Origin of the sequence: Eisenbergiella sp. OF01-20, from assembly GCF_003478085.1 — a bacterium.
In the GTDB taxonomy this organism is placed as follows: Bacteria; Bacillota; Clostridia; order Lachnospirales; family Lachnospiraceae; genus Eisenbergiella.
Genome location: NZ_QUES01000001.1, coordinates 434,958 through 459,755, shown reverse-complemented (window position 1 = coordinate 459,755; position 24,798 = coordinate 434,958). Strand labels below are relative to the sequence as shown.

At 47.6% G+C, this 24,798-nt stretch carries 21 protein-coding genes and 1 riboswitch; of the genes, 2 read left to right on the top strand and 19 right to left on the bottom strand.

Features of this window, described 5'->3' with window-relative positions; translation table 11 throughout:
• Positions 1–71 precede the first annotated feature (71 nt).
• The 8 genes from DXA36_RS02280 to DXA36_RS02240 form a co-directional block, all read right to left on the bottom strand.
• Positions 72–1,634, bottom strand: a complete 1,563-nt coding sequence (locus DXA36_RS02280) for an ADP-ribosylglycohydrolase family protein (RefSeq protein ID WP_118675963.1) — start codon at positions 1,632–1,634, stop codon at positions 72–74.
• 1 nt (position 1,635) lies between these two features.
• Complete coding sequence (locus tag DXA36_RS02275; protein ID WP_118675962.1) at positions 1,636–3,519, bottom strand: cache domain-containing sensor histidine kinase; 1,884 nt, start codon at positions 3,517–3,519, stop codon at positions 1,636–1,638.
• A gap of 21 nt (positions 3,520–3,540) precedes the next feature.
• On the bottom strand, positions 3,541–4,335 hold the full coding sequence (locus tag DXA36_RS02270) for a carbohydrate ABC transporter permease (RefSeq protein ID WP_118675961.1): 795 nt from the start codon (positions 4,333–4,335) through the stop codon (positions 3,541–3,543).
• Positions 4,335–5,222 (bottom strand): carbohydrate ABC transporter permease, encoded by an 888-nt coding sequence (locus tag DXA36_RS02265; protein WP_118675960.1) that lies wholly within the window; start codon positions 5,220–5,222, stop codon positions 4,335–4,337. The genes DXA36_RS02270 and DXA36_RS02265 overlap by 1 nt, the downstream gene beginning before the upstream one ends.
• 95 nt (positions 5,223–5,317) lie before the next feature.
• Positions 5,318–6,703, bottom strand: coding sequence for an ABC transporter substrate-binding protein (locus tag DXA36_RS02260; RefSeq protein WP_118675959.1), 1,386 nt, complete (start codon positions 6,701–6,703; stop codon positions 5,318–5,320).
• A 350-nt stretch (positions 6,704–7,053) separates the two neighbouring features.
• Positions 7,054–7,698: a DUF1062 domain-containing protein gene (locus DXA36_RS02255; protein ID WP_182478878.1), complete on the bottom strand. Its 645-nt coding sequence runs from the start codon at positions 7,696–7,698 to the stop codon at positions 7,054–7,056.
• Between the two features lie 314 nt (positions 7,699–8,012).
• The gene (locus DXA36_RS02245; RefSeq protein WP_118675956.1) at positions 8,013–8,291 is read right to left on the bottom strand and encodes a CD3324 family protein; all 279 of its coding nucleotides are present in this window, start codon (positions 8,289–8,291) and stop codon (positions 8,013–8,015) included.
• A 222-nt stretch (positions 8,292–8,513) separates the two neighbouring features.
• The gene (locus DXA36_RS02240; RefSeq protein ID WP_182478877.1) at positions 8,514–9,299 is read right to left on the bottom strand and encodes an AraC family transcriptional regulator; all 786 of its coding nucleotides are present in this window, start codon (positions 9,297–9,299) and stop codon (positions 8,514–8,516) included.
• A gap of 216 nt (positions 9,300–9,515) precedes the next feature.
• Between DXA36_RS02240 and DXA36_RS02235 the strand changes: the two genes are divergently transcribed.
• Together DXA36_RS02235 and DXA36_RS02230 are read left to right on the top strand one after the other, a co-directional pair.
• The gene (locus tag DXA36_RS02235) at positions 9,516–10,247 is read left to right on the top strand and encodes a ThuA domain-containing protein (protein WP_118675954.1); all 732 of its coding nucleotides are present in this window, start codon (positions 9,516–9,518) and stop codon (positions 10,245–10,247) included.
• A 49-nt stretch (positions 10,248–10,296) separates the two neighbouring features.
• Positions 10,297–11,403 (top strand): Gfo/Idh/MocA family protein, encoded by a 1,107-nt coding sequence (locus DXA36_RS02230; protein ID WP_118675953.1) that lies wholly within the window; start codon positions 10,297–10,299, stop codon positions 11,401–11,403.
• 239 nt (positions 11,404–11,642) lie between these two features.
• Here DXA36_RS02230 and DXA36_RS02225 read toward each other — a convergent pair whose 3' ends face one another.
• The 11 genes from DXA36_RS02225 to DXA36_RS02175 all read right to left on the bottom strand — a co-directional run bounded on the left by DXA36_RS02225 (position 11,643) and on the right by DXA36_RS02175 (position 24,639).
• Positions 11,643–12,368 (bottom strand): hypothetical protein, encoded by a 726-nt coding sequence (locus DXA36_RS02225; protein ID WP_118675952.1) that lies wholly within the window; start codon positions 12,366–12,368, stop codon positions 11,643–11,645.
• A complete protein-coding gene (locus DXA36_RS02220; protein ID WP_118675951.1) occupies positions 12,362–13,213 on the bottom strand; it encodes an ATP-binding cassette domain-containing protein in 852 nt (283 codons plus the stop codon). Before DXA36_RS02220 ends, DXA36_RS02225 begins: the two co-directional genes overlap by 7 nt.
• Before the next feature lie 193 nt (positions 13,214–13,406).
• Positions 13,407–14,582: a cation:proton antiporter gene (locus tag DXA36_RS02215; protein WP_118675950.1), complete on the bottom strand. Its 1,176-nt coding sequence runs from the start codon at positions 14,580–14,582 to the stop codon at positions 13,407–13,409.
• Between the two features lie 62 nt (positions 14,583–14,644).
• A riboswitch (Fluoride riboswitch) is annotated at positions 14,645–14,730 on the bottom strand.
• Positions 14,731–14,801: 71 nt separating this feature from the next.
• The gene (locus DXA36_RS02210; RefSeq protein ID WP_118675949.1) at positions 14,802–15,245 is read right to left on the bottom strand and encodes a pyridoxamine 5'-phosphate oxidase family protein; all 444 of its coding nucleotides are present in this window, start codon (positions 15,243–15,245) and stop codon (positions 14,802–14,804) included.
• 14 nt (positions 15,246–15,259) lie between these two features.
• Positions 15,260–15,691, bottom strand: coding sequence for a MarR family transcriptional regulator (locus DXA36_RS02205; RefSeq protein WP_118675948.1), 432 nt, complete (start codon positions 15,689–15,691; stop codon positions 15,260–15,262).
• Between the two features lie 87 nt (positions 15,692–15,778).
• Entirely contained in the window at positions 15,779–17,839 is a 2,061-nt protein-coding gene (gene abc-f / locus DXA36_RS02200; RefSeq protein ID WP_118676411.1) for a ribosomal protection-like ABC-F family protein, read from the bottom strand.
• 625 nt (positions 17,840–18,464) lie between these two features.
• Positions 18,465–19,358, bottom strand: a complete 894-nt coding sequence (locus tag DXA36_RS02195; protein ID WP_182478876.1) for an Rpn family recombination-promoting nuclease/putative transposase — start codon at positions 19,356–19,358, stop codon at positions 18,465–18,467.
• Positions 19,359–19,663: 305 nt separating this feature from the next.
• A complete protein-coding gene (locus DXA36_RS02190) occupies positions 19,664–21,085 on the bottom strand; it encodes a sulfatase family protein (RefSeq protein WP_118675947.1) in 1,422 nt (473 codons plus the stop codon).
• A gap of 21 nt (positions 21,086–21,106) precedes the next feature.
• Positions 21,107–21,991 (bottom strand): carbohydrate ABC transporter permease, encoded by an 885-nt coding sequence (locus tag DXA36_RS02185; RefSeq protein ID WP_118675946.1) that lies wholly within the window; start codon positions 21,989–21,991, stop codon positions 21,107–21,109.
• Positions 21,992–22,004: 13 nt separating this feature from the next.
• Positions 22,005–22,940: an ABC transporter permease gene (locus DXA36_RS02180; RefSeq protein WP_118675945.1), complete on the bottom strand. Its 936-nt coding sequence runs from the start codon at positions 22,938–22,940 to the stop codon at positions 22,005–22,007.
• Between the two features lie 85 nt (positions 22,941–23,025).
• On the bottom strand, positions 23,026–24,639 hold the full coding sequence (locus DXA36_RS02175; RefSeq protein WP_118675944.1) for a hypothetical protein: 1,614 nt from the start codon (positions 24,637–24,639) through the stop codon (positions 23,026–23,028).
• Between the last annotated feature and the right edge of the window lie 159 nt (positions 24,640–24,798).

Here is a 24,798-nt window from a genome sequence, read left to right as displayed (position 1 = left end):
AAGCCCACGGCCTTCCGGCCATGGGCTTATACTATATGCTTCCGCAACCGTTCCGATGAGTCTGAACAGTACTATGCCTCCCGCATCAGTGTTACCTTTACAGCCCCTGAAGAGTGTCGTCCTTCCAGCGATACCTCTACCACAAATTCCAGCTTTCCGTCGTCATAACCTTCTGTATGAAACGCAATTTCCGCTTCCGCTTTGGATCCGTACAGATTATTCAGCGGAAGGGTATAGCTCTTCCCATTCAGCAGCTCTACTCCGGAGGGCATATAAACGCTGATTTTCGCCCACTGCTGCTGACGCATGGTATGGGAGTTGGTGACAGTTACCTTTATTTTCCTGGTTTCTCCTGCCCTGAAAAAGACAGAGTCCTCGTAATCCACCATAATGTTAAACGCCGGGAACGCATATCTTACCACATAAGGGGAAAGGCTGCAAAGATCTCTGACAGGAAGCGCTTCGTCCTTGCCGTTTCCATTGATTTTCGGAAGATAATCCGTAGTCTTTTTGCAGTATAATCCGCTGCCTTCCTCACACGTAATCGTCATTCCGCCTTCCGCAAAAATATCGCAGATATCCTGGCCGAGGAAGCCGGGTACCGCACGCATCACCCGCTCGGTAAGTTCGGTCACCGTGGAAGGCACCCAGATGCCGCCGCTGGTCTTATCGATGCATAGTGTGGCAATTTTGTCATCCAGAGGCGCCGTCCATTTTTCAGGAAGTCCTGAAGCGCCGGAGATGATTCCCAGCACTGCCCCCAGGGTTGCACAGGTACAATCCGTATCCTCTCCGCAGGCCACCGCCATACAAAGGCTCCTGCCAAAATCTTCTTCCCCATAAAGCCAGCCGGCAATGGTAAATGCCACATTTTCCGGCGCATCAAAGCCGGGCGCCCCGATTTCCAGCCCTTCGTTTCCTTCCTTCGGGATATCATGGATGGTGCCGCTCTGGATGCCGAAGGTTCCGGGAGCCGTGTTATGTATCTGCCTGCGTGCCTCCGCAAAGTCCACATGGCCGTCGTAGCATTCCATGGCCTTGCAGACAGCTGCCGCTATCTTGCTTTCCTCCGGGATATAGGACAGCGCAATATCGATCAGCTTCCGCTTATCACTTTCCACAAAAGCGGCACTCTGAAGGGCGGCGAAGAAAATTTCCCCATACATGCCTTCCCCTTCGTGATCCACAATGGCATCTTCATAGGCATAGCGTGCTGCCAGTTCCGGATTTCCGGGAGCCAGGCAGGCCCATATTTCCGAACGGATATAACAGCCGCAGCTGTCCTTATAGGTATTGTCAATCAGCCCGGACAACGGGGGCTGCAGACCTGCACGCAGGTTCGCTTTTCCCGTACCATATTCCACCCAGTTGGGAATGCAGTAGGAAAGCCAGTATTCCCCAAGTATGGAGGCGTTTACATTCCTGCCGTAGCGTTCCACCGCCGCCAGCCAGATGATCTGCAGATCCAGATCATCATTGGGCGGAGGCCCCATGGACAAATCCTGGGTGTAAAAAGAGATATCATTTACCTGCCTCTTTCCTTCAAACGGCGCTCCCAGCACGCCGCCGATGTTTTTGCCCGCCCAGCAGCCCATCACTTTGTCTTTGTAGGTCGCAAAATCCAGTTTTTTCATTTCATACCCTCTCTCTTTCTATATTGTTTTTTATGATTAATGTCACCGTGACCCCGCCCTCCGGATTGTCCTGATAGGACAGCCCTGCGGTATCCGGATAAAACATTTTCAGCCTTCTTTGCACATTGACGATACCAATGTGCATTTCCTCCGCCCCTGTTTCACAGGTATCGTCCCCTGCATTCTGCAGCACATTCTCCAGCAGGCTTCTGGTTCCGGGGGAGAATCCTGCCCCGTTGTCATATATACGGATAACAATTGTTTCCCCGCCCGCCGCTTCCCTGCTGACTGACAGCCGCACCGTGCCCCGGTAGCCCACGCCCCGCAGCCCGTGCATCACGCTGTTTTCCACCAGCGGCTGCAGAATGAAATTAGGCATTTCCACATCCAGCAGCGACTCATCGATATCATATTCGCAGTTCAGGAACGGATACCGGCAGCACATCAGCTTCAGATAAGCCTGAATCAGGCGGATCTCATGGCTTACCGATACCATCTGGCTGTCGGCTTTTACACTCAGCCGGAAGAAATCAACCATCTGCATGATCATGGCAGACACTTCCCTGTCCCCGTTCAGTTCCGCCTTAATGCGGATGGTATCCAGTGTATTGTACAGGAAATGGGGATTAATCTGGTTTTTCAGATACAGCAGGGACATCCTCTGCTGCTTCAGCTGCGCCTCCTTCAGGCGCACCTTCCCTTCGTATTCCGACTCAATCAGCTGGTTTATCATATCCATCATTTTATTAAAGGAAGCCACCAGCCTGCCTGTTTCATCTTCGGAGGCAACCGCAAACCGCATCCCCATATCATCCTGGTTAAAATGGGCCATGGAATCGGTCAGCATTGTCAGGGGACGGAGCATTTTCCTCGTTCCATGGAAGGTCAGGGATACGGTTAATCCAAGGAGAACCAGAAAAATGGCGACTGTGATCCCGATAAAACGCATGGCATCCTTCCATATGAGAGCCACCGATCTTCTGGTCACCAGTATCATGCCGCTGTACCGGGATTTCTGATATGTGACCAGACAGGCCTTTCCCCTTATCCGTTCCCGGAAAACCCCTGCATCTTCATTCATCCGCAGATAGATTTCCGGTGAAACATCCTTTATATTCTTTCCCAGGTACTCCGCATCTTCATCACAGACAATATCCCCTTCCTCCGTCAAAAGTGTATACTCCACTTCTTCATCCAGGTATTCATTCAGTACTTCCCGGATATTTTCCATGGTTGTAATCAGAAGGATATGCCCGATCGGCTCATTGGGGGAAAAACTCCGGATCGCCCGCACCAGGTATATGCAGTGCCTGGTATATTCATCCTCCATGTTTCTTGTGCTGTACCGCATGAATTCCGGCTGCACCCCGACCACCAGCCGGCAGCCCGACACGCTTCTTTCCTTTCCCTCCCACTCTTCCATGCGCTTCAGGAACACAGTCATATCCGAATCTCTCCGCAGGGACGGATCCAGGTTATCCTGCCAGAAAACAAGGGAATCCAAATCAAAAAGATAGACGGAATTGATATCCTCCCGGATGGTGATAAGGGAGGTATACAGCTTTCTCAAATATTCCACGCTTTCCAGCTGCCGGGCATATTCATAAGAATTATAATTCTTCAAGATAGCCTGGGTCCGCTCATCGGAATAAGTCATGAGCGAAACCCTTCCCATATCCTTCAGCTTATTGTCAATAGAGCTTAAGGTATTGGAAATATAAACATTCATTTTCTGTTTCTCATTTTCCAGGGTCAGCTGGTAATTGATCGATACCGTTGCAAATATCAGGCTGATGAAAATCAGCAGGATTATCCCCGCGTTCATCCATGTGATTTTGGTACTCAGGCTTTTCCGTATACGGAAAGTAATAGGAACGCCTTTCATAATGGGAACCCCCTCCTGCTTTTATCCTTTTATGGCTCCCTGTGTCAGCCCCGCTATCAGAAAACGGGATCCGAATATGTAAAACACGGCAATCGGACTCAGGCAAATCACCAGTGCCGCATACATCACCTCCAGCGGAAACCCCTGCACCCCCGCGGTCTGCGTAAACCGCAGCGGAACCACCGATATAGGCTGCAGAGATGTATCATTGATAAAAATCATAGCCATCTGCAATTCGTTCCAGGCCGACAGAAAGGTCTGTATCAGGACAAAAGCCAGCCCCGGAACCGCTATGGGCATCATAATACTCAGGAAAATCCTGCCTTTTCCCGCCCCGTCAATCCTGGCGGATTCCATCAGTTCATTAGGCAGTGCGTCAAAATAGTTTTTCAGCACCATCAGGTTAAAACAGCAGTTCAGCGTCGCATAAGGAAAAATCAGGGAAAAAGGGGTATTATTTATTTTAAGCCCTTTTACGATTTGAAACAACGGGAAAATAAGCGCCGAGGTAGGAATCATCATTCCGGTAAGAAGCATATAATAAATAGCCTTTTTAAACGGAAAATCCAGCTTGGAAAAAGCGAATGCCGCCATTGCCGCCACTGCGGAAACAATGAGCAGCGTGCCGAGCACAACGGTAATGCTGGTAAAAAAATTAGGCGCCAGATTCACCGTTTCAAAAACCTTTGCGTAATTGCGGATGCCTTCCCCTTTAAACGAGCGGATGATCATAAGCACGAGCGGGAACAGAAAAACCGCCGTCGCAAGAACACATATCAGCTGTCCGGTTATTTTAAATAAAAATGATTTTCTCATCAGCCCGCCAACTCCTTATCCTTATCATTCCGATAATAAAATTTCAGCTGTATCAGCGTAATCACCATTGCCACCACAAACATTACCATGACAATCGCCGACGCCGGCCCCTGTTTAAACAGATTAAAGGACTGCTTGTAAATATAGGTGGAAAAGAACTCTGTGGCATAATTCGGGCCGCCCCTGGTGAGCACATAAGGAAGATCAAAGCATTTTAACGATCCCAGCATTCCCATGATAAACAGGGTATAATGGGTCCCCCTCAGAAGCGGAAACGTGATTTTGGTAAACTGCTGGATCTGCCCGGCCCCGTCAATGGTTGCCGCTTCATACAAATCCTGGGGGATATTCAGCATATTGGCATAATACATCAGCATGCTGTACCCCGTCCACTGCCATATATTTACGAAGATAATACAGGCAAGCGCCCATTTCGGATCCGCCAGCCACTGCTGGCACAATCCGTCCAGATGCAGAAACCGCAGAAATACATTCAGATAGCCTCTGTTGGTCTCAAATATTTTGGAAAAAATATTCCCCACAATTGCAGGCGTGGCAATTACAGGAATATAAAATATAATCCGGTAAAAAGAAGCAAACTTCAGCTTTCTTATAAAAAAGTTAGCGAATACCAGACCGAAAAACGCCTGAATAATAATGGTAAATAAAGCAAACACCACAAAATTTCTGATAATCTTCAGCATGATGGGATCCTTAAGAACATTCTTATAGTTATCAAGTCCCACAAACACCTTTTCGATATTGATACCGTTCCATTCATAAAAGCTGATAACGAAATTATAACAGATAGGATAGACGATAAATATCAGGAAAAGGATCACAATCGGCAGGATAAATAAATACCCCGTACAGGATTTCTTTTTCACGGTACTTCCCTCCTTAGGAGGATGCCCCCGGGACTTCCCGGAAGCACCCTCTTTGATTCCTGCGGCATATTTGACGAAACTGCCGTATATTGTTTCTACCTGGCCTGTGCCTGGGAAGCCGCTTCAATTGTTGCTGCCGCTTCTTCCGGTGTGGCATCTCCCAGGGCAAGTACCGTCAGCTGATCACTGATCACCTGCTTCAGATCCGCATAAGCCATTTCCCGGTAGCCGCCCAGGTTGTTCTCGGCCTGTTCCACAATATACGCCAGATTATCCAGTCCGTCCTGGTTCATTCCCTGTACATTCAGATCCAGATCCTTTCTGGAGGGACAATAGGAGAAATAATGGTTAATGAGGATATCCTGGCCTTCATGAAGCATGAAATCAATAAATGTCCAGGCAGCTTCCGGATTTTTGGTGTTTTTATTCATACACAGGCAGACATCCACGGATGCGGTAACCGGGCATACCTGGCCGTCATTATTCCAGTCAATCAGGAAAATATCATGATCCGCCCCTTCGGAATTAAAAACCCTGTCCTGATCCGGATCCCCGCTCACATAAAAGCCTGCGGCCCAGGAACCGTTTTGAATCATGGGTATACTTCCTTCCTTTTCAAAGAGATCGGAGGTATCATTATATACGCCTACGCCCAAAGCTCCATCCTGGAATATTCCTTCAGTGAAACAGGACTGCCACAATGCCAGGGATTCCACCAGCTCCGGATCCGTGAAAGGTGTTTCCCCTTCTATTGCGGAATACAGCTTTTCTGCGTTGATGTCATTTGCCATACTCATCCAGGTATCGATATTAATCCAGGCGTCTTTTGCCCCAATGGTCAGAGGATATTGCCCATTATCACGGAGCACCTTTGCACATTCCTTCAGGTCATCATAGGAAGAAGGCACTTCCAGTCCGTATTCCTTCAGCATATTTACATCCGCCCACGTAAAACCGGCATAGGTGAGTCCAAGAGGAAGTCCGTAATAATGGCCGTCCTCATTCAGAAGATCCATGCAGAAATCCATGTACTGATCCTGCCAGCTGCTTCCCCATGATTCTTCCGCAAAGCTTGTCAGATCCATTTCAAAATCCCGGAATTCCTTTATGGTTGCGCCGGTCTGCATACCGAACACATCCGCGCCTTCTCCGCTGGCCAAATCAATTTTCAGCTTTTCCACATGGTCGGTATAGGGCATATATACATGATTGACCTTAATGTTCGGATATTTCGCCTCAAAAGCTGCAATAACCTCGTCAATTGCCGCCCCCTCTCCCGGATTCCAGGTCTGGAAATTGATGGTAACCGGCTCTCCGGCTTCTTCCCCTCCGGCCTGCGTATCTTTGGCATTGTCCGTTTCCTGTACCGCTTCCGCGCTCCCCGTATTTCCGGTTTCAGCCGTACTCGTTCCGCCGCAGCCGGACAGCAGGGACACTGCCAAAAGAACCGCCATCCCGATACTTATTGTTTTTCTCTTCATAACGAATCCCTCCATAATACATATACGTTTCTTGTCAACAAGGACATTATATAAACTTTGCTTGTGCAAATATACTTAATATTTATTGTAAAATGTGTTATTTTTTTAGTTTATTATAATCTTGTACAGGCTATTCCTTTTTTTGTATACTATTTCGTTTTAATTTGCATCTGTTTTTTCGTTATTCATGCGCATTATACACAATATTTACAAGCAATAAAAAACCAGCCGTTTTTAACGGCTGGCAGAACTCAAGTTTGAGGTACACTTTTCCATTAAATCTAAATTAATGTTTTCGATTAATGTATCATGATTAGCACACCGGTCAAAAAGCGGGAGCCGCCCCGCGGTTATCCACGCGGGAACGGCTCCTTGATTTCCACTTCTATATATTCAGGAATTTTTGACCTGCTGTTCTTTCCTCCTGTCCGGATACATAAATGCCCGCTCTCCTCCATTTGTCCCAGTTTCTTCCGGGAACAGCCCCATTCACTGCACAGAAGTTTATCTAAGCGCAGCGGGATACCATAACGGTTGTGTATGGAAAGAATCCGGCTTACCGGGACTTCTGTTTTTACAACGCTGTCCGTTTCCAATGTCTCCCTGCCTGCGGCGGGAGACTTCGCTTTGCAGCATGTCTTATCTACCTTCAGCGGGACCTGTTCCCACAGCGCTTCCGCCTTATTCCTGCTGAGAATCTCTTTTCTGCAGCCGTATTCCAACGCCGCAGCTTTGTCATTCGACAAAAATCTGTCATATAGATCCTTTTCAAGCGCTCCGGGCGATATTCTTGTATAAATATCCATATTCCAGCTTGTATCACATTTCTCACAGCGGTATATCAGCCATACATCTATTTTATTTCCGTTGGCATTAATTCTGAAGTTCCCGCTGTTTTTGAATATGCTTTTTTTCCTGCAGCCGGGGCAGTTCCTGCTGACAGCCGGAGCCGCTTCCGGAAGTACGGTCCATTCCTCTTTTATACAATAGCTCATCTGCATCTCCTTTTCCTGCTTTTTACATTCCGGAAATTGCAGAAGCTATTCTCACTATTTATATGGCGTTTTCGCCAGGGTATTCGTTTATAAATTCATGCAATAGCCTCTGCTATGCATGAAAAACATCTTCCATCATAAAGCTATCCTCCCTCTTCGGAAGAACACAGTTCCTGTTGCTGTTTCTTCTTCCCTGTATTTGCCGGCTTATTATAAAATAACACAACACGCGCAGAATTTCCCCCTCATACATTTTTATTAAAAAAAGATAAGAAAAAGGATTCCTTCCCCATCGGGATCTGGAATCCTTTCCTTTACGCTGTTTTTCGTTTTTCTTTTGCAATAATCCTCTGGATGCTTTTCTCCGACAGAAAATATTTGCCGGAAAGCACTTCCGTCTTTATGCCGTGTTTATAATCCGCATAGATCCGGCGGTTGCGTTCTTCCATTTCCCGCCTGTAATCTGTGGATTCTCCCCAGCTTTTTCTGTTTTCTTCTTTCCTGGGAATATAAATATACTCCCCATCCACATATTGCTGTATCAGTGCCACCACATCGGGCGGCAATATTTTCTCTGCCTTTCTGTAGCCCATTCTGCCCTCCTAAAAATATGAATTCAGGATAAGCAAAGGCTATTATGCATGTATTCACGAATTCTGCAATAGCCCCTGCTATGCAGAAATTATATCTGTAGTCATAAAAGAACCACCCTCCTTTATTATATCGCCACAAAATGAGTTCCCGGCTTTAAAAGCCTGTTTCTTAAATCCTGTTTATTATATACCTCAGACTGCACCTTAGTCCAGATGGAATTTTCAGCTTTCCCGGCTCCTGTATTCCTTCGGGGAAATCCCCGCCGCCTCACGGAAAATACGGTTAAAACTTCTCTGGCTCTCAAAACCTGCCTCTTCCCATATTTCCGTCAGCGGTTTTCCTGTAGAAGACCGGATTTGCTGCATGGCATAATCCAGCCTTATCCGGTTCAGATATTCCCTGAAATTCATCTGCAGACGGCCGGAAAAGGTGTGGGATAAATAATACTTATTCACATGCAGTTTCCTTGCCAGTTCTTCCAGTGTTAAGGGCTCCTGAAAATGTTCCATCACATACCGTACCAGCCGGTAGGTCAGATCCATGTCCTCCGGCCTTTCATCCTCACAAAGGGTAAGCTTAGGGAAAAGACTGGCGAGGATCACCTGTATCCATGCAAGGCACAGCTTATCGTCCCTGTGCACCTCTTTGCTGCATAACCGGCGGAAAGCCAGCCTGGCATCCGCCGGGATTTCTTTTTTCTCCAGAAAGGGATTTTCCGGGTAGTATTTCTGTATGGTTCTTCCGTAGGTGCCGGACATGGATGTCCCAAAGATAAGAAGCAGAATCCGGCTGTTGTCTTCTGAAAGATAGCTGTGTACTCTTTCCGGGAAAATCACTGCACATTCACCCGGGGTTATCAGCCTGGTTTCTCCCATAATGGTAACGCGGATTCCGCCCTCCAGGCAATAAAGCATCTCCACATCATCATGAAGGTGGGCGGGGAAATTCATATTCTCGGATACTCCCACCTGCAGCCTGCCGCTCCGTTTTTCGTAATATGGATTCATCCGTCCTCCTGTATGCATGTCAATGGCTTCCGTCCGGGCAAACCCACCCGCCTCCGCTTTTCGTCCGCAACTCATAACAGCAATTTATGGCTACTTCTATTTCCATTATGGCAATCATTATACGCGCTGTCCTGCTATAATACAAGCACAAAGAAAATAAGAAATTCTTCTTAGCCAAAAAGGGATTCCTCACACGGGGAAGAAAGGAGCATTCAGATGACAAGTACTAAAAAGGTATTGATCTTCAAAGGGGGCTGGGATGGCCACGAACCGGATAAGGTAGCGGAGCGGTTCGCCGGTATTATGGAGAAAAACGGCTATTCCTGTGCCATTTATGACAACCAGGAGGTATTGCTGGATCTGGATCTTGTCATGGGCCAGGATCTGATTATCCCCTGCTGGACCATGGGGGAAATCGATGGGAAAGCCCGTGAAAATATTGTAAAAGCCGTTGCTGCGGGAACCGGGCTTGCAGGCTGCCACGGCGGTATGTGCGACGCATTCCGCAATGATGTGGAATGGCAATTTATGACCGGTGGCCAGTGGGTAAGTCATCCCGGCGGAGACGGCGTTTCCTACCAGGTAAACATATGCAAAGGTTCCAGCCCTATTGTGGAAGGTCTGGAAGACTTCCCCGTATGCAGTGAACAATATTATCTGCATGTGGATCCGGCAGTGGAGGTTCTGGCAACCACCCGTTTCCCTATCGTACCTTATTACCATATTTCCAATAAGGAGGTGGATATGCCTGTAGCCTGGACCAAATTCTGGGGCAACGGCAGGGTATTTTACAATTCCCTCGGCCACCATGATGATGTTTTCGAAAAATCCCCCACCGCCCAGATCCTGATGGAACGGGGTATGCTGTGGGCAGCACAGGGAAAACAATATGCCGCCGATCACGGTTTCACTACCGAAAGGTTTGAAAATACGGCCAAAATGTATTAAAGGTACTTAACAGTTGCCTTAAAAACAAATCATACGGAAAGGAGTTCTCATGGAAAAAGTAAAAATCGGCATTCTGGGCCTGGGAGCCATCAGCGGTATTTACCTGAAAAATCTTACCGGGCTGTTCAAAGAAGTGGAGGTTACAGGCGTATACGATCTGATCCCCGAAAAAATGGAGCAGGCACAAAAGGAATACCATATTCCCAGGGTCTATTCCTCCATGGAAGAAATGCTGGATGATAAAGATATTGAAATAATCCTGAACCTCACCCGTCCTTTTGAACATTATCAGACCACAAAGGCCGCCCTTCTGGCAGGCAAGCATGTCTATAGTGAAAAGCCTCTTGCGGCCAATTTTGAAGAAGGCAAAGAGCTGGTTGCCCTGGCACAGGAAAAAGGTCTTCTGCTGGGAGGGGCTCCCGACACCTTCCTCGGGGCCGCCATACAAACCTGCCGCAAGCTTATTGACGACGGTTTTATCGGCCGCCCAATAGGTGCAACCGCACAGATGATCTGCCACGGACACGAAAGCTGGCATCCCTCTCCTGAATTCTATTACCAGTATGGCGGCGGCCCTATGATGGACATGGGTCCTTACTATCTGACTGCTTTGGTAAATCTGCTGGGAAGTGCCAAAGGATTGACCGGCCTGGTCACTAAAAGTTTCGAAACCCGCACGATTACAAGCGAGCCCAAATGCGGAACGGTGGTTCCCGTTGAAGTACCCACACATGTAAACGGCATTCTGCAGTTCACTAACGGGGCTGTCGCCACGGTTACCACTACCTTTGATGTATATTATGACAAACAGGATAAGCTGGAAATCTATGGTACGCAGGGAACCCTCCGCGTTCCCGATCCGAACGGTTTCGGCGGAAGCATCACTCTTCTGCGTCCGGAGGACGGAAGCTTCAAAGAAATTCCCCTGGTATTTGATTACCAGGAAAACAGCCGCGGTCTGGGCGTGGCCGATATGGCGAAGGCTCTGCGTACGGGACGTATTTGCCGGGCGGATTGCAGCCAGACACTTCATGTCCTGGAAATCATGACCGCATTTGAAAAAAGCAGCCGGGCCGGCCGCTATCTGGAGCTGGAAACCTCTTATGAAAGAGGGCCGGCTATGGCCCATAACCCGGTACGCGGGATTCTGGACTGATTGCCTGTCCCGGTTTCTTATTGACAAAACACTTCCGATCCCGGAACTTCCTGAATCCGCAGGAAGTTCCGGGATCTTTATGCATCTTTTGTCCATACTCTCTTGTGTATCCGTGAATTCTTCTAACAGTAATAATCGATTTCTCCAAAATAATCAAACCACTACTGAATACTATCAGAACAACGTGTTTCAATCATGCGTTTAAAATTTACTTGTTTAACACATAATGGGCCTCTCCCTTAATCAAACCTTCTCTTCTTCATCAGCCCTATATAAATAAAGATTTCCGCTCCGGTATAGCCTGCCAGCCAAAGATAATAGATACCGCTCACAGAAAGGGAAAAATAATCCTCCCTGCAATAGTTCACGCTCAGATCATATACCGGCGGCAGAAGCCATGTCAGCAGCCTGGCCGGCGGAAATTCTTCCCCAATCGGCCCTTTCAGGATAATAACCAGACCCAGCAGGGCGCTGAACAGCAAAGCGGCTTCTCTTTTCCTGAATACCCGGCTGTTTGCAAAAAGGCCCGTCACCCCGCCGCATATTCCTATCATCCAGAAAAGGAAAAAAGAAGACAGGAGATCCTCGGGACGCAGCGGACGCATAAACAGATTTCCTCCGCCCGCCAGATCCACAAGCACCGGGTATAATACACAAGCCGCCGACGCCCCCAGGCTGATATAGGTGATGAGCATACATCTCGCCCCGAATATCCATTCCTTTTTTTCCGTCTTAATATAAATAGTCTGATCAATCATCGGATAATTGATATCATCGTACATAACTCCCACTGCAAGCATCAAAAGGAACACCACCAGAGAACAAATGCTGAAGCTGTCCAGCACATACTGGGGCGCCATGGAATATGCGAAGCCCAGATAAAAAAACAGAAGGACCATAGGAAGAATCATCCTGCTGCTATGGATATATTTATCTCTCTCGAACCGGAAAAGTTCCCTTACCATATCTCATCTGCCTCCTCATATCTGACTATGTGACACTTCATTTCTCCAAAGAAACGGAATAAATCTTCCGCGATTTCCACATCCGCCTCCAGCCGGAAAAGGCTTCCATAATTCGCTATTTTGCAGACAGCATCCGGAAACCTTTCTTTCAGCCTGTCCTGTACCTGTACCGTCTCTTCTCCCCATTTGACCAGCAAGACGGCTTTTTTCCTGTGTGTCCCGTATACATACGTTATTCCGCTCTCCAGCCTGCCATCTTTTATTTCATAAATCCGGTCGGCCAGTTCCTCAATAAGGTACGTCTCGTGGCAGGCCATAATAAGTGACATTCCCTCTTCTTTTCTCCTCTTCAGTTCCCGGATTAAGGTTGCCTGGGACAAAGTATCCTGTCCCGACAGCGGTTCATCCAGAAAAAGCAGATCCCTTTTGCTTAAAAGAGCCTGTATCACTCCCGCTTTCTGAAGTGTTCCTTTGGAAAGATATTTCATCGGAGTGCCCAGCATGGATTCCAGATGGAATTCATGGAAATACCGTTCCATCTCCTCTCTGCTTTCTTTATCGGTCTCCATACGATACATGTGATCCATGAATTTCCGCAGAGTCATATTTATTTTTTCATACCGATCCGGTATCAGGGCCATCCGTATTCCCGGAGTACGGCTGACCTGCCCGGAGGAAGGGGCGCTCAGGCCGGACAGAATCCGCAGAAGCGTACTTTTTCCGCATCCGTTAACCCCCACCAGACCGATCGCTTCTCCCCTTCCGGCATCTAAACTGATCTCCTGCAACACAGCCTTCCCCTCATACGTTTTGCCTATCTTTCTCGCTTCCAAAATGTTGTTCATCACAATTCCGTCTCCTGCTGTTCCTGAAACAGGCAGGTTTTTATACCAGTCTTTTCAGGAAGTAATCATTTTATCTGTTCCGGGAATATCCCGCCATTTTCCCTTTGTTCCCATGGCTCTTTTGCACTTCCCCCATCTATTGTATCATAGAACAGGGAACAGTGAGACTTTATTTGCAGGACCAGGTTATCTCCTATCGGCTGAGAAGCTTTTTATAAGTACTGTCAATCAGAAAAGCTCCTACAGGGGCAGTGATCAAAATCGCAAGTACGGCTACCGTGAGAACCATATTTCCGCATGCCAGCCCCATAGCCAGAGGAACGGAACCGATTGCTGCCTGCACGGTGGCCTTCGGCATATAGGCAAACATGCCAAACAGCTTCTCTTTTTTGTTTAAATCCGTCCCCAGCAGGCAGACCAGGACTCCCAGCATACGGAATACAAGGACTCCCAGAATCACAGCTATCGCAGCGACACCTGCTCCGAACGCATAAGGAATATCCACCGCAGCGCCCACCAGGACAAACAGCAGCAGCTCCGCCGCCACCCACAGCTTGGAATATTTGGTGGACAGTCTCACGGCCGCTTCTTTTCTGCCTTTCTGCAGGGCGGCTCCCATGCTCATTACCGCAAGCAATCCGGAAAAGCCCACAATACCGGTCAAGGAATGCTCCAGAGTAACGAGCAGAAAGGACAGACTCAGAATAATAATGACCTTGACACTGTCTCTCATATGGACTTTCCGGAAAAAAACGGCAAGCACGATACCGCACAGGATCCCTCCCGCCAGTCCCAGCACTATGGAAGTAGGTATCCGGACAAAATCCCAGGCGGAGATTTTCCCGCCGCCCGCAAGACTGGTAAACGAAGTAAAAAGGACGATAACAAACACATCATCCACCGATGCCCCCGCCATAATCATCTGGGGGATGCTCTTCTTTGTTCCGTAGCCCTCTTCCATAAGCTTCAGCATGCCCGGAACCACTACCGCCGGAGAGACTGCCGCCACCACGGTCCCCATAATGGCAGCCTCCAGCAGGCTGATTCCAAGAAGCCGGGGCGCCAGAAGCAGCATACCCACAATTTCAAAGGTCGCGGGGACAAAGCACAGAAGTGCCGCCGGCCTTCCTACTTTTTTCAAGTCCTCCAGATCCAGGTTCAATCCCGCCCTGGTAAGGATTATAATAAGGGCGATCTGCCGTAAATCAGCAGACATGGTAAGAATGGAATCATCAAGCAGATTCAGGACACAAGGCCCCAGCAATATCCCGGTAAGCAGCATTCCCAAGAGCTGAGGCAGCCGCAGCGCACGGAAAACCCCTCCCAGCGCCAGACCGCATAAAAAAATCAAAGCCAAACTTAATAACATCGTATTCTCCTCCTGTTTTACGGCTTATGCCGACATAAAAAAAGCTGATGCCCCTGCGAATAAATGTCGCAGAAGTCATCAGCTGTCAAGCGGTTTAGGTATCGGTATGCATCCGGTACCATGGAAGAACTTCATTTCCAGTCGATGTTTACTTTATCATAAATTTGGTTTTTATACAAGAAATAATTGTAAATCCTCCAGCTGTATGTATGGCATGGTTTACCCCTCGCTTTCCTCCTCCAGTTCCTCCACCGGAAACAGCTCTTTTGTCAGATTATGGTAGTAATTACCTTTCTCCGCAGTAAACCGCAACACACAGTAATCCTCGTCGTCCACACCCTTGGGATAATACATTTCATCCCCGTTACGCCAGATCCTTTCCCTTGTTTCCCGGTCTGTGCACACCTCCATTGTCCCGGTAAACATCAGCCCTTTAAAAAAGCGCTCATTGCAGTAGTAAATACATGCCTTGGGGTTCTTCATAAACTGACTGACCCGCAAGGAAGAATAATTGGTAGACATATAATGCACCTTCATGCCATCATGATCACGGGCAAACATAGCCTTTGTATTGGGAGAGCCTTCCTCATTCACAGAGGATACATAGACCTTTCCTGATTTCTCCACAAGCCTGCGGATATCATTCTTTATGGATTGCTGCATAGGAATTTCCCTCCTTATCCCTGGGTGAGATTCCGGAGTATCCGCTCCAGAGTCTCTTCAAACTGTTCTATCTCCGTATCGGTAAAGCCCTGGTAAAAACGTTCGCTCATGGCATCGGAAACCTGGTTGTATTTGTCATTCAGCTCCTTCGCTTTGTCCGTAAGGACAATCCTCACCTGACGGCGGTCCTTTTGGTCAAAGCATCTTTCCAGAAATCCCTTTTCTTCCATTCTGTCAAGCATTCCTGTCAGAGTGGTCTTAGCCAGTCCGGTGCGCCGGGAGAGTTCCACAATCGGCATATTGTCCTCCTGCCACAGAATATAGAGGATACGCCCCTGGGCGCCGTTAAATTCTTCAATTCCCGCGTCCTGCAGCATGGCATCAAAGACTCTGCCCTGTACCTGCTTTACCTGAGAAATTAAAAATCCTCCGTTCGTTGCTCTCACGTTTTTTCCTCCTATATAGAATAGTACTATATAGTACCATTCTTGTCAACCGGCAAATTTTCTAATGTACTTACAAACAACATCGGGTTATCCTTCTGTCAGAAGCAGCCATTCCTCCATTTTTTCTTCTATTTCCCGCTCCGCTTCCCTTTTTCGTTCCTCCAGCGCCATAAGCCTCTCATAATCGGCACCGGCAAGAAGGATATCCTTTTCACAGCTGCGTTTCTCTTCTTCCAGTACTTTGATTTCCTGTTCCAGCTGCTTCTGTCGAAATTGGTTTTTTCCCTTACTTTTTTCTTCCGGCTGAACCGGGTATTCTTCAGTCGGAGCGGTTTTCTTAGCGGCAGTGCGGCCTTCTCCATCTCCCTTCCTGTCCGGCACCGTTCTTCTGCCATTTTCCGATGCTTCTCTTCTTAATGCTTCCCCGCAAGTCGCTTCTTTCTTCGCCTTCTCCTGCTTGTAATATTCATAATTTCCCTGGTAGCTGCCTATCCCTTCCTCCGTCATTTCCACAATTCTGGTCGCCATTTTGTTCAGGAAGTAACGATCATGGGAGACGATCAGCAGTGTCCCTTTAAACTGTTCCAGGGCGGTTTCCAGATTTTCCCTGGACGTGATATCCAGATGGTTCGTAGGCTCATCCAGGATCAGAAAATTTATTTTCCCGCTGCCATCCCCCTGGCCGCCTTCACCATACACCGGGGTGCTCTCCGCCGTATAAATCCCCGTCTGCATCAACCTTGCAAGATACAATCGGCTCTTTTCCCCGCCGGACAGATTGGCCACTTTTTTGAATACGCTTTCCCCTGTAAACAAGTAGCGGGAAAGCTCTTCCCTGGCTTTTCCTTCCCCGATGACCAGCCCATCCCGAAAGGCTTCCAGGACACTTACATCCTCCTTCGGAAAATGTACCCGCTGAGGGAGATAGCCAATCGTTACGCTGCTGCCCAGACGGATGCTTCCCTCATCCGCAGGGATCTCACCCAGGACCATTTTAAGAAGGGTGGTCTTGCCGCAGCCATTTCTGCCAAGGAGCGCAACATGCTCTTTATAACGCACATCCAAGGAAAGGTTACGGAAAAGCTGCTTTTCACCGAATTGTTTTGCTACGCCTTCCAGATGAAGGACATCCTTACCGGAACGTTCCCCCTGTTCAAAGGCGACCCGCATTCCCGGCCCTTCCTTTTGCGGCCGTTCCACTTTGTCCATACGATCCAGACGCTTCTGCATGGAAGCCGCCCGCTGGAACATTTTTTCATTATCGCCCTGGGCTGCCCAGATACGCATATCCCGGATTGCTTTTTCCATGCTCTTGATCTGCTTCTGCTGTTCTTTATAAGCCTCCTGCTGCAGCTGCATACGGCGTTCCTTTTCTTCCAGGTAATAGGAATAGTTTCCCGGATATTCCTCTATCACTCCATTTTCCACTTCCAGGGTTCTTGTTACCACAGCATCCAGGAAGCATCGGTCATGGGAAACCAGGAGTACGGTTCCCCGGTACGTTTTCAGATATTCCTCCAGCCACTGCAGCATGGACATATCCAAATGGTTGGTCGGTTCGTCCAGAATCAGAAGATCCGGCTCCTGGAGCAGTGTTTTTGCCAGACATACCAGCGTTTTTTCCCCTCCGCTCAGCCTTCCGAATTCCGCTTTCAGAAAGGATTCGGACAGCTTAAGGCCCGTACAGATTCTGGAAAAACGTTCTTCGGTTTCATATCCGCCTTCCGTTTCATACTGCGTCTGCAGATTTGTATACCGTTTCAGGATAGCTTCCAGCCGATCCGTTTCTTCTTCCGAAAGCGTCCCTTTGTACGTAAGTTCTTCCATCCTCTTTTCCAGGACTGTCATTTCTTCCCTTATCCCGTCCAGCTTTTCAAAAGCCAGACGGCAGACCTGGCTCACTGTCATTCCCTCTTCATATTCCGGAATCTGTTCCAGATAGCCGGTCACCGTATTTTTACGAATGGAAACCGTTCCTGCATCCGGTGATTCCTGTCGGGTGATCAGCTTTAATATCGTTGATTTTCCGCTTCCGTTTTTTCCGATTATGGCGACACGTTCCCCATCCTGTACCTCAAACGTAATATTTTCCAGGACAAGCTGGACTCCATAATATTTTTTGACCTGACTGCATGCTGCTTGTATCATTCTTTTTTCCTCCTTGTTTTGCGGAGCAAAATGCAATTTCTTCAGAAATTTGCCCTCTGGCGAGCAGAGGAATTTTCCTCCTTTATGGCGTCCGGTCCCTCTCCCTGTCTTTTCCGCAAAACGCCCGCTGCGGCAAAGCGCACTACTCTCACAATCCGTACGAAAAAAGGCTCCGGCAGCATAAACTGTCAGGGCCTTCCCTCTTTTATATCCTATCCCTTCCCACAAAAAAACGGACGGATTATTCCTATTACAAAAAAGACCCGGAGAGAAATAACCTCCGGATCCGTTCTTTCATTTCCTGCTGTTCCGCCCTTTTGTTTCCGCGGGCAACTAACTAAACAGATGCACCGGCTCTTGGGGACACAGCAATTATCTTCCATTCAAAAACAGTTCAGACCTCCGGCCGCTTCACAGGGCCGATGTCGGTTACTCTCTTCCAACTATGCAATTTTGGGCAGACTCCACCTGTAACCCTGGAAAATACATGCGTAATTCCTGACAGGGATATCGGTAATCTGTCTAAAATTGTATTATCATGGATAAAACCGACCATCTTTTTTCCTTCCTGAATGTTTCCGAATTTCTCTTATTATACCATGGCCTTTTGAGGAATGCAAGCCATTTACAAACCTGTCCTCCCTACAAAATCACCGACATTTTTAGCTCTGGCCGCTTCCTTGAGCCACTTTGACAATAAATTTAAGTCCGTCTCTGAAAGAATTTTTCTTCGTAATTCCATAGGGATTTCTCCCAAATCCCCAAGCAGTGCTAATATGTCCTCAGCCTTTCCCTCAGCCTTTCCCTCAGCTTTCCCTTTTTCGATTCCAATCTCAAGAATATTCATCTTTACAGCCTCCCATTCTTCCGATTGTTTTACCTCTTTTACAATACGATCCAATTTGATTATCCTTTTATCCTTTACCAGTATTTCCGGATTATCCAGTGTTGTATTCTTCATATACTGCAGAAGACTCACCAACTCTGGATTTCCGCTTTTACTGGCCATATTCAGAAATATCTTTTTTGTCCCATCCTCCAGATGCAGGCCGGCTATTTCTTCACACTGCTCCGTGAACGTATACATGGCCAGATCGTGGTGAAAAATGTCCTCTTGTGTGATGAAAATTATGATAGTGGAAGGCAGGTAACGGTATTTGGTATGTTTTCCCGATTTTAAAACCGGCGTATCCAATAATCCCTGGTAAAAACGGCTCCTTTTTCGTAAGTTATCATTTTTGGAATCATTCTGCATTTCCGTATTAAACTGCCGGTTTTGGCCGTCACGTGCCCATGCATCCAGCCGAATTGCACGTTTTCCCGATTTGTTAAGCACCACCTGCTCCACCTTCACTTCTTCCAGTTTTAAGTCCGGCTCGCCAAGTATGATACTCAGGGTACTCTCATAGGCAACCTTATTTTTCATCACTGCTAAAAATAAGGCAAAATCGCTCAGGTTAAACTGATATCCGTCTGGCAGGGCCTGCTCCGCCATCGCTGTAACCGTTTTATGTTCCATAGGCGTTCCTCTCTTTCTTTGTACGCAGAGAGAAGCAGCGCCTATCCTCCTCCCCGCTTATTTAATTGTCAGCAAGGAGTTCATGCATCAACATACATGTCCATGTATGCCAAGGTACCCATAGACGATACCATGCATCAGATACCGGCCTTCTTAAGGCACGGATCATGAAATAAAAGATAATCAGAGATATTGAATTCATTGCTCATCTTGATTCTAGCATAAACATACTATTCTTTCAACGAAGAAAAAGATTTATGAAGGAAAAGATTTATGATCAATTTCGGTCTTTCCCGTGTTACCGTTCAGCCTGTCAAGGTTGCCGTCCGTTTAATCCGGCGATCTTCCACCCAGTTTTTTTCATAATACGTGTTGTTTTCAAAGGTATCGGAGATGGCTTCCATTTTGGCCCACATCTTCTCTTTCAGGGAAACTGCAATCGCTTCACAGCCGGGTTCTCCGATCAGATTATGCATCTGATAAGGATCTGCCTGGTTATCAAACAGAAGCTCTTGCCCGTCGGATTTGAATACGGCATAGGTATATTGTTTTGTACGGTAGGCTCTCCACTCATTGCCGTCACCAAACACCGCGGTCGGTCCGGTGCACATCATAAGCGCGCCTTCCCCGGTATCCGTTTTCCCCTCAATGCAGCTGCTGTAATCACTGCCTTCTGCCTCTTCGGGCACCGGCAGCCCCATCATGGATAAAAGGCTTGGCATGATATCAACGGTATTGAATACAAAATCCCGCTTCGTCCCCTCTTCCAAGTGTCCCTTCCATTTTATGAAAAAAGGAACCCGTACCGCTTCTTCATAAAAAATATTTTTGGCTCTTCTTCCGTGCGCGCCGAACAGTTCCCCATGGTCGGAGGTAAAAACAAGAATCGAGTTATCCTCCAGCCCCATCTTTTTGATGGCTGTCATCAGGCGGCCGATATTGTCATCCAGATTTGCAGTCATAGCGTAATAGACACGCATCCACTCAGTCAGACTGCTGCGTTCCTCATCAGACAGCTTTGCCCAGTTATCCGCATGGGGATCATTGTCCGGCAGATAGTTTTGTGGCAGGTGAAACTGTTTGTCTTTGAAACGCTCCAGATATTCTGCGGGTACATTTTCCGGTACCCAGGGATCGTGTGGCGTTCCCACAGATAAGAACAAAGCAAAGGGTTTTTCCCCCTTCGACATTCGTTCCAGCTGCTCTATCGTCATATCCACCTGGGCATCCGGTTCATATTTGTCATAATATATTTTATCCGGGCTGTCCAGATGATAGTAAGCGGTTCCCACCTCATACTCATGCCGGAAATTATAGCCCGCAAAATAATCATTAAATCCAAGTCTGTCCGGACCCACAGGTATATAGGAATTCTCCGCATCATAATGGTTTCCCAGTTCGGCAGCATACATGTGCCACTTACCGATATACGCCGTTTCGTATCCGTTTTCATCCAGTACATCTGCAAACGTATGATGATTGGGGTTCATCCGTATTTCATTAATCACCATGCCTGTGCTGGTCGTGTATTTTCCCGTGAACAGGGAGGCCCGATAGGGTGCGCATACAGGATGCCCTGACACGGCCTGGCACAAATCGCAGCTCTCTTTGCAGAGGGCATCGATATTCGGTGTCAGTGCATTTTCATCTCCTGTACAGCCCAGGCTGAAATAGCGGAGCTGGTCGGCAAAAATGTAAATCAAATTGGGTTTCTTATGATCACTCATGGTTATGGCCTCCTGTCCTTCCTATCCTTTAATTGCGCCTACCATGATACCTTTGACAAAATATTTCTGTACAAAGGGATACATGATAATAACAGGCGCGCTGGCTACGATTATCAGTGCATACTTCATAGTTTCCCCCCGCATGACCTTTTCGTACATACCGGTCAGGTCACCGCCCACCGCCTCCAGGCTGTTTTGCAGCAGGATGTCACGCAGTACAATCTGCAGCGGAAACAGTTCCTGATTACGCAGATAGATAACGGCATTGAAAAATGCATTCCAGTGCCCTACCGCATAAAAAAGAACAATGACTGCCAGAATAGGCGTTGACAGGGGCAGCACCACCTTCATCAGCGTTTTGAAATGGCTGCAGCCATCTATAGCGGCCGCCTCCTGCAGTTCCTCCGGGATACTGCTCTGAAAGTAATTTTTCATAACAAGAAGATTATAGGTAGCGATGGCGTTGGGAATGATCATCGCCCAGGGCGTATCCGTCAGATGGAGATTGCGCACCACCATATATACAGGAATCATACCGCCTCCAAACAGCATTGTAAAGGAAATAATGAAGGTGAGCGGCGTGCGCCAAGGCATATCCTTTCTGGACAGCGCATATGCCGCCAGCGTTGTCAGCACCAGATTAATAAACGTCCCAAACACGGTATACAACAGCGTGTTGCGGTATCCCACCCATACTTTCCTTTCAGTCAGTACCATTTTGTAAGACTCAAGATTAAAACCTACCGGCAGCAAACGCAGCTTTCCGCCTAACACAGCCTCCGGCTGGCTGAAGGAGGCAATGATTACGAAATACAGCGGGTAAGCGATAACAAGGATAATCAAAAGGCTTATGCTGATTAATACGATATCAAATACTTTATCCCCTCTGCTCTTTTTACTCCACATAGTATTCCCCTCCCTACCATAGACTGGTATCAAAAACCTTTTTGCAGAATTGGTTCGCTGCAATGATCAAGAGCAGATTGATTACGGAATTCATCAAGCCCACTGCCGTTGCATAACCGATGTTTCCCTGCAGGATCCCCTGCTTATAAACCAGGGTGGAAATAATTTCACTGGATTTTAAATTCAGATCATTCTGCAGCAGGTAGGCCTTTTCAAAGCCGATACTCATAATCTGGCCGATTTTTAGTATAAGCAGCGTCACGATCGTCGGCGTGATGCCCGGCAGTGATACATGGATAATCCGTTTGAACCTTCCCGCCCCATCGATTTTGGCCGCCTCATACAGGGATGGATCGATGCCGGCCAGCGCCGCTATGTAAATGATAGAACTCCAGCCGCTCTCCTGCCACACTTCCGAAAGTACATATACGCCTTTGAAGTATCCGGAGGATTCCAGAAATCCTATCGGCCCGATACCGAATACACCCAGAATTGTATTCAGAATGCCATATTGAGGCGACAGGAACAGATACAGCATCCCGCACAGTACTACGATAGAAATAAAATGAGGAATATAAGTTATATTCTGCAGTATTTTCTTAAATCTCTGTCCCGGCAGTTCGTTTATGATAACAGCCAGGATGATCGGAATAGGGAAACCCAGTACTATGGAATACAGGCTGATAGAAAAGGTATTCCAAATAATATCTTTCCAGTAATAGGAGGAGAAGAACTGTTTAAACCAGCGCATTCCCACAAAAGGGCTTTCCAGATAACCAAGCCTCGGGTTATAGTCTTTAAAAGCCAGCTGAATGCCGTACATAGGGACATAACAAAAGATGAGATACCAAAAAAAAGGAATAACAAACATGGCAAGAAGCTGCCATTTGCTTCGGAACATTTTTCCTATTTTCTTTTTCGGTACAACAGCCGTTTTTGCTTTTGCCATATCTGAGCCGCCTTTCCCAAAAACAGGTACCGTCTGGTATTGCCTGACAAAAGTGCCGTATCCGGCAATACCAGCCCGCTATTTTTTATTTGTTCAGAGTATCGATAGCTGTCTGATAAATGGATACCCATTCCTCCAGCCCGATTTTGTTCATTGTGTCAACATAAGTATTCCAGTCGCTGTCAAAGTTGAGTTCCCCGCGTATAAACTTCGCGGTGGCCTCTTTTTCATAGTTCTCCAGATCTGTCCAGAGAACGGAAAGCCTGTCGGAAACTTCCTGTTCCAGAAGAGGTTCCGCATAAATCTTTTCCGGCACACAGGGATCCAGCGCTTTTTGCGCCGCCAGCGTCGCTTCCGAAGCGATGGCTTCACAATTATTATCATTCACCATCTGCGGCGCACCGCCTCCGGGCCAAATCGTAAATTTGCCGATTTCCGTACCGCTGCCTTCGGGGCTGTCCAGAATACCATCATTGTAATGCGGCATACCGTCCTCATCAAAATACATGTTCTCGCCTTCTACCCCATAGCGCATCAGACAGGAACCTTCCCAGCCGTAAAAATAATCAATCCATCTCATGGCCGCTTCTTTGTTTTCACAGTCTGCACATATGGCAAAAACACCGTTATCACGTGCGGCAGGCGCTGATTCCACATACTGCTTTTCCGCTTTTCCCCGAAAGGGTGCCACCCCGGCAAAGTTAGCGGAGTCAAAGGTATCATCCGCCTGATTGAAGAAAAGCCCCATCTGCTGCCCCGCCATTTTCGCTGCATACTTGGCATACTCCTGTGTAAATATTTCAGGATCAATCAGCCCTTCTTCATATATCTTATTCAGCCACATCAGCATGTCTCTGAAATTATCCTCCGTCAGGTACGTTGTAACCCTGCCGTCCCTGACCTCCAGGAAACGTCCGAACTGGTATTGATATCCCCATACGCCGGCAAAACGACGTACGAGTGCCTGCGCATCGGAAACGCCCATCGGAAATTCATCGGCCTCCCCGTTGCCGTTGAAATCAACGCCTTTAAATGCGCGCAGAACTTCCTCCAGTTCATCCACCGTTACGGGGATTTCTTTTCCCACCTGTTCCAGCCATGATGTATTCATCCAGAATTTATCATCCCTCGCGGCAGTCAGTGTGAAGATTGCCGGAAGGGCATAAATATGACCGTCCGGAGCCGTGATTCTGGACAGGATCGCCGGATCTTCATCGATCAGCTTCTGCAGGTTCGGCGCATATTGGGGTATCAGTTCCTCCAGAGGCGCCAGGATTCCCATATTCCCATATTTTACGATTTCAGCGTTATTGATGAACGCTCTTACAAATATGTCCGGATATTCATTACTGGCCCACATCAGACTCTTTTTCTCATCATACCCTTCCGCGGGCAGTACATCCGTAAAATCCAGCTTTATGTTTGTCATCTCCTGGTATTTCTGCCACATCGACATTTCATCCCATTTGCCCTGGACAGGCCCCTGCTGCCCGAATACTTTCAGCGTAATTTCTTCATTTACAATCGGAAATCCTTCCGCATTGAGATTTGCCTGTTGCCGGGTCCCTCCTTCCGCCTCCTGTGCGGCCGGCTCCTGTTTGTTCTCCGCCGCTGTTTTTTCTTTTGCGCCGCAGCCTGTCAACAGACCGGCTGTCATGCAAACAGCCAAAACAACTGTCAGTACTTTTTCCCTCTTCATGGTAACCTCCTTTTGCTATCTTCTCCTGCGCCTTATCAGGGAATCCCATCCCTGTTCTGACCATTTATGAGTATAGCAAAGTATAAACATATAGGAACTACACAAATTTGCTTTTTTAGTTCAATTTTTTAGCATTCTGCTTCCCTTTTCTGTCTCCGT

Bases quoted from the DNA above. Each gene is read 5' to 3' on its own strand.
- DXA36_RS02280 (WP_118675963.1), bottom strand. From the start codon at position 1,634: ATGAAAAAACTGGATTTTGCGACCTACAAAGACAAAGTGATGGGCTGC.
- DXA36_RS02275 (WP_118675962.1), bottom strand. From the start codon at position 3,519: ATGAAAGGCGTTCCTATTACTTTCCGTATACGGAAAAGCCTGAGTACC.
- DXA36_RS02270 (WP_118675961.1), bottom strand. From the start codon at position 4,335: ATGAGAAAATCATTTTTATTTAAAATAACCGGACAGCTGATATGTGTT.
- DXA36_RS02260 (WP_118675959.1), bottom strand. From the start codon at position 6,703: ATGAAGAGAAAAACAATAAGTATCGGGATGGCGGTTCTTTTGGCAGTG.
- DXA36_RS02255 (WP_182478878.1), bottom strand. From the start codon at position 7,698: ATGAGCTATTGTATAAAAGAGGAATGGACCGTACTTCCGGAAGCGGCT.
- DXA36_RS02245 (WP_118675956.1), bottom strand. From the start codon at position 8,291: ATGGGCTACAGAAAGGCAGAGAAAATATTGCCGCCCGATGTGGTGGCA.
- DXA36_RS02240 (WP_182478877.1), bottom strand. From the start codon at position 9,299: ATGAATCCATATTACGAAAAACGGAGCGGCAGGCTGCAGGTGGGAGTA.
- DXA36_RS02235 (WP_118675954.1), top strand. From the start codon at position 9,516: ATGACAAGTACTAAAAAGGTATTGATCTTCAAAGGGGGCTGGGATGGC.
- DXA36_RS02230 (WP_118675953.1), top strand. From the start codon at position 10,297: ATGGAAAAAGTAAAAATCGGCATTCTGGGCCTGGGAGCCATCAGCGGT.
- DXA36_RS02225 (WP_118675952.1), bottom strand. From the start codon at position 12,368: ATGGTAAGGGAACTTTTCCGGTTCGAGAGAGATAAATATATCCATAGC.
- DXA36_RS02220 (WP_118675951.1), bottom strand. From the start codon at position 13,213: ATGAACAACATTTTGGAAGCGAGAAAGATAGGCAAAACGTATGAGGGG.
- DXA36_RS02215 (WP_118675950.1), bottom strand. From the start codon at position 14,582: ATGTTATTAAGTTTGGCTTTGATTTTTTTATGCGGTCTGGCGCTGGGA.
- DXA36_RS02210 (WP_118675949.1), bottom strand. From the start codon at position 15,245: ATGCAGCAATCCATAAAGAATGATATCCGCAGGCTTGTGGAGAAATCA.
- abc-f (WP_118676411.1), bottom strand. From the start codon at position 17,839: ATGATACAAGCAGCATGCAGTCAGGTCAAAAAATATTATGGAGTCCAG.
- DXA36_RS02195 (WP_182478876.1), bottom strand. From the start codon at position 19,358: ATGGAACATAAAACGGTTACAGCGATGGCGGAGCAGGCCCTGCCAGAC.
- DXA36_RS02190 (WP_118675947.1), bottom strand. From the start codon at position 21,085: ATGAGTGATCATAAGAAACCCAATTTGATTTACATTTTTGCCGACCAG.
- DXA36_RS02185 (WP_118675946.1), bottom strand. From the start codon at position 21,991: ATGTGGAGTAAAAAGAGCAGAGGGGATAAAGTATTTGATATCGTATTA.
- DXA36_RS02180 (WP_118675945.1), bottom strand. From the start codon at position 22,940: ATGGCAAAAGCAAAAACGGCTGTTGTACCGAAAAAGAAAATAGGAAAA.
- DXA36_RS02175 (WP_118675944.1), bottom strand. From the start codon at position 24,639: ATGAAGAGGGAAAAAGTACTGACAGTTGTTTTGGCTGTTTGCATGACA.